Source organism: Bacteroides sp. 2201st1_D9_2201SCRN_220225 (genome assembly GCF_040928965.1).
Taxonomy (GTDB): Bacteria; Bacteroidota; Bacteroidia; order Bacteroidales; family Bacteroidaceae; genus Bacteroides; species Bacteroides stercoris.
On the sequence record NZ_JBCODG010000134.1, the window covers coordinates 1 to 4200 of the forward strand.

Genomic DNA, 4200 nt, shown 5'->3' on the forward strand with positions numbered 1-4200 from the left:
TAACAAAGCCCCAGCTTGTGAAAGTCGGGGCTTTGTACGTAAAATAATGAAGGTGTGCATTTTGACACACCTTCTTTTAATATTCTTAAGAGAAATGATTCCTCTTATGCTTTTACGCGGCTTACGTAAGAACCGTCGCGAGTGTCAATTTCGATAGTCTCGCCTTCGTTGATGAACAACGGTACACGTACGGTTGCGCCGGATTCTACGGTTGCAGGTTTCAGCGTGTTGGTAGCCGTATCGCCTTTCAGACCCGGTTCGGTGTAAGTAATCTTCATCTGAACCTTCACGGGTACGTCAGCATACAGAACGGTTTCGGTAGAAGCATCGGACACAACGTCTACAACCATTCCTTCGAGCAGGAAGTCCACACCGTTAATCAGGTCGTGGGCGATGGGAATCTGGTCGAAAGTTTCCTGGTTCATAAACTGGTAGTTGTCACCGTCGTGATAGAGATATTGGTGCGGACGGCGTTCTACGCGTACGTCTTCCAGCTTTTCACCGATGTTGAAGCGGCGTTCCAGCACATAGCCGTTGACTACATCTTTCAGCTTGGTACGCATGAAAGTATTACCTTTTCCCGGCTTCACATGCAGGAAGTCGATGCAGAAATAAAGCTTGCCGTCCATGCGGATGCAAGTTCCGATTTTAATGTCTTGGGCATTAATCATACTTTATAGTCTTTATTATTGTTATTTATTAAGATGTTTCGCTCAATTTGCGAGTGCAAAAGTAATGGAAATCGGTAAAAAACACAAAAAGTTTTGAGATAAAAAGAGTTATCTCTTGGTTATTTTAGAAAAAGTCTCTATTTTTGCAGCCCGATTACGTAGAATAATAACATAAAACAAGATACAGTAATGAAAAGAACATTTCAACCTTCTAACAGAAAGAGAAAAAACAAACACGGATTCCGTGAGAGAATGGCTACAGCTAATGGTCGTAGAGTATTAGCCGCACGTCGTGCCAAAGGCAGAAAGAAACTGACTGTTTCTGACGAATACAACGGAGTGAAGGCATAATCATTCCTTTTAATAGAGATAAGAGAGCCGCAAAGGACTGGTAACAGTGTTTTGCGGCTTTTCTTTTGTGAAACTTTCAAGAAAACATCATTGCAATGCGCCTAAATTGCATTATCTTTGCATCAAAAGCGAAGATAAACTGCACCCCGGCATAAAAAATGAACGGGTTCATTTTATTCTGCTCTCGGTTTGCATTATCTTTGCATCAAATTGTAGTGATTATGACTATAAAGGAATTTTTTTCTTTCCGGCAGAACAAATACTTCTGGATAAACATCCTGGCAATGATTGCCGTGGTAGTGTTGTTGATGTTCGGAACATTAAAAGGAATCGATATATATACCCATCACGGCGAGGCTGTGGTAGTGCCCGATGTGAAAGGCATGACGGTGGCGGAGGCCGGAGCGGTGTTTGACAGCCGGGGACTGGCTTGTATCGTTTCCGACTCCACGTATGTCAAGGATAAACCTGCCGGCTGCATCCTGGACTATAATCCGGCTGCCGGGCAGAAGGTGAAGGAGGGACGTATCATTTATCTGACAATCAATGCCATCAATATACCTTTGCAAGTCGTTCCCGATGTGGCGGACAACAGTTCCCTGCGTCAGGCGGAGGCGCGTATCCTGGCTTCGGGCTTCAAGTTGAACGACATCCAATATGTGCCCGGCGAAAAGGATTGGGTGTACGGCGTGAAGTACCGTGAGCGTATGCTCGCTATCGGTGATAAAGTGCCTATGGGTGCAACGCTGACTTTAATGGTAGGCGATGGTAACAGGGAAGTGCTGGAAGGCGATTCTTTGTCTGCGGACGAAAGCATGGGGAACTCGGACGAAGCCGTTTCCGAAGGTTCTGCTGCCGATGAATCCTGGTTTTGATGTTAAAGGTGTGCGAGAGTGAAAGTGTCTTTAATCCGTAAAAAGGACAAACGATGATCGAAGAGTTACCGGACGACATAGAGAATGATGTACTGGACGATATAGAACCTGTAGGTGACGAGTCGCAGCTTTACGAGCACTTCCGCGTAGTAGTGGACAAGGGGCAGGAGATGGTGCGTGTGGACAAGTATCTGTTCGACCGCCTGACCAATGCCTCGCGCAACCGTATACAGAAAGCTGCCGATGCCGGATTTGTGATGGCGAACGGCAAACCGGTGAAGAGCAGTTACAAGGTGAAGCCTCTGGATGTGATAACGGTGATGATGGACCGTCCCCGCTATGAGAACGAGGTTATTCCCGAAGATATTCCCCTGGATATAGTGTATGAGGACAAGTACCTGATGGTAGTCAACAAACCGGCAGGGCTGGTGGTGCACCCCGGACACGGGAACTACCGCGGCACGCTTGTCAATGCCATTGCCTGGCACATGAAAGATATTCCCGATTATGATGCCAACGACCCGCATGTGGGGCTTGTGCACCGTATCGACAAAGATACATCCGGCTTGCTGGTAATTGCCAAGACACCGGATGCCAAGACCAATCTCGGTCTTCAGTTCTTTAACAAGACCACCAAACGCCGTTACCGCGCCCTTGTCTGGGGAAATGTGGAACAGGACGAAGGCACAATCGTCGGTAACGTAGGCCGTAATCCCAAAGACCGTATGCAGATGACCGTCCTTCCGGACGACCAGGGCAAGCATGCCGTTACCCACTACCGTGTGCTGGAGCGCCTGGGGTATGTGACACTCGTGGAGTGTGTGCTCGAAACGGGTCGTACCCACCAGATCCGTGTACACATGAAACACATCGGGCATATTCTCTTTAACGATGAACGCTACGGCGGTCATGAGATTCTGAAAGGAACTCATTTTGCCAAATACAAACAGTTTGTAAACAATTGCTTCGATATTTGTCCGCGGCAGGCGTTGCACGCCATGACGCTGGGGTTTGTGCATCCCGTTACCGGAGAAGAAATGTACTTTACCTCGGAGCTGCCGGACGACATGAACCGGCTGCTCGATAAGTGGAGAGGCTATATTAGTAATAGAGAATTAGAATGAAACGCACAATCGCTATTGTATGCGGAGGAGACACTTCCGAATTTGAGGTCTCCTTACGCAGTGCACAAGGAATCTACTCCTTCATCGACAAGGAGAGATACACATTATATATTGTGGAGATGCGCGGGACCGACTGGCACGTGCAGCTCCCCGACGAAACGAAGACTCCGGTAGACCGCAACGACTTCAGCTTCCGGCTGGACGGTGCGAAGGTAGTGTTCGACTTCGCCTATATCACTATCCACGGTACTCCGGGAGAAGACGGACGCCTGCAGGGGTATTTCGATATGCTTCACATCCCTTATTCCTGTTGTGGGGTACTTGCCGCCGCACTGACGTATGACAAGTTTGCCTGCAACCAGTATCTGAAGGCGTTCGGCGTGCGCATTGCCGATTCCTTGCTGCTTCGTCAGGGACAGTCGGTTTCCGATGAAGATGTAATCGGGAAGATAGGCTTGCCTTGTTTTATCAAACCCAGCTTGGGCGGTTCCAGCTTCGGTGTGACGAAGGTGAATGTGAAGGAACAGATACAACCCGCCATTGCAAAGGCTTTTGCTGAAGCCAAAGAAGTTTTGGTAGAGGCTTTTATGGACGGTATGGAGATTACCTGCGGCTGCTACAAAACCAAAGAGAAGTCGGTGGTATTTCCTATTACGGAGGTGGTGTCGCATAACGAGTATTTTGACTATAAAGCCAAATATAACGGTGAGTCGGACGAGATAACTCCGGCGCGCATCCCCGATGAACTGCGCGACCGCGTACAGAAACTCACTTCCGCCATTTACGACATTCTCGGTGCTTCCGGAATTATCCGCGTCGACTATATCATTACCGAAGGAGAAAAGATAAATCTGCTGGAAGTGAACACCACTCCGGGTATGACTGCCACCAGTTTTATCCCGCAGCAGGTGCGCGCGGCGAACCTGGATATTAAAGATGTGATGACAGATATAATAGAAAACCAATTTTAGATATTAACTATTAGGTATCAACCGGCTATCAGATGCCCGCTTGTTAGTCTTGAAACCAAATACTTATTGTTTAAAATTTAAAATTGCATATCATGGAATTTGAAGAAATCCGCCCTTATCATGACGAAGAATTACCTCAGGTTTTTGAGGAATTGATTGCTGACCCGGCGTTCCAACAAGTGGCTTGCGCCGTTATGCCGGGTGTCCC

Annotated in this window: 5 protein-coding genes and 1 pseudogene; 5 read left to right on the top strand and 1 reads right to left on the bottom strand. The window is 47.7% G+C overall.

Annotated elements, in window-relative coordinates:
• Positions 1 to 104: 104 nt before the first annotated feature.
• Positions 105 to 671 carry an elongation factor P gene (gene efp / locus AB5903_RS21850; RefSeq protein WP_005656303.1) on the bottom strand — a complete coding sequence of 189 codons (567 nt, stop codon included), beginning with the start codon at positions 669 to 671 and terminating at the stop codon, positions 105 to 107.
• A 189-nt stretch (positions 672 to 860) separates the two neighbouring features.
• Here efp and rpmH point away from each other — a divergent pair, with 189 nt between their 5' ends.
• From rpmH to AB5903_RS21875, 5 genes and pseudogenes are all read left to right on the top strand, one after another.
• On the top strand, positions 861 to 1022 hold the full coding sequence (gene rpmH / locus AB5903_RS21855; RefSeq protein WP_004292199.1) for a 50S ribosomal protein L34: 162 nt from the start codon (positions 861 to 863) through the stop codon (positions 1020 to 1022).
• A 221-nt stretch (positions 1023 to 1243) separates the two neighbouring features.
• Positions 1244 to 1897, top strand: a complete 654-nt coding sequence (locus tag AB5903_RS21860) for a PASTA domain-containing protein (RefSeq protein WP_195658359.1) — start codon at positions 1244 to 1246, stop codon at positions 1895 to 1897.
• A gap of 53 nt (positions 1898 to 1950) precedes the next feature.
• The gene (locus tag AB5903_RS21865) at positions 1951 to 3021 is read left to right on the top strand and encodes an RluA family pseudouridine synthase (RefSeq protein WP_016661151.1); all 1071 of its coding nucleotides are present in this window, start codon (positions 1951 to 1953) and stop codon (positions 3019 to 3021) included.
• Positions 3018 to 3992 (top strand): D-alanine--D-alanine ligase, encoded by a 975-nt coding sequence (locus tag AB5903_RS21870; protein WP_195658360.1) that lies wholly within the window; start codon positions 3018 to 3020, stop codon positions 3990 to 3992. The genes AB5903_RS21865 and AB5903_RS21870 overlap by 4 nt, the downstream gene beginning before the upstream one ends.
• Before the next feature lie 92 nt (positions 3993 to 4084).
• Positions 4085 to 4200 (top strand): annotated as a pseudogene (locus AB5903_RS21875) (acyltransferase); the annotation flags it as partial.

Bases quoted from the DNA above. Each gene is read 5' to 3' on its own strand.
- efp (WP_005656303.1), bottom strand. From the start codon at position 671: ATGATTAATGCCCAAGACATTAAAATCGGAACTTGCATCCGCATGGAC.
- rpmH (WP_004292199.1), top strand. From the start codon at position 861: ATGAAAAGAACATTTCAACCTTCTAACAGAAAGAGAAAAAACAAACAC.
- AB5903_RS21860 (WP_195658359.1), top strand. From the start codon at position 1,244: ATGACTATAAAGGAATTTTTTTCTTTCCGGCAGAACAAATACTTCTGG.
- AB5903_RS21865 (WP_016661151.1), top strand. From the start codon at position 1,951: ATGATCGAAGAGTTACCGGACGACATAGAGAATGATGTACTGGACGAT.
- AB5903_RS21870 (WP_195658360.1), top strand. From the start codon at position 3,018: ATGAAACGCACAATCGCTATTGTATGCGGAGGAGACACTTCCGAATTT.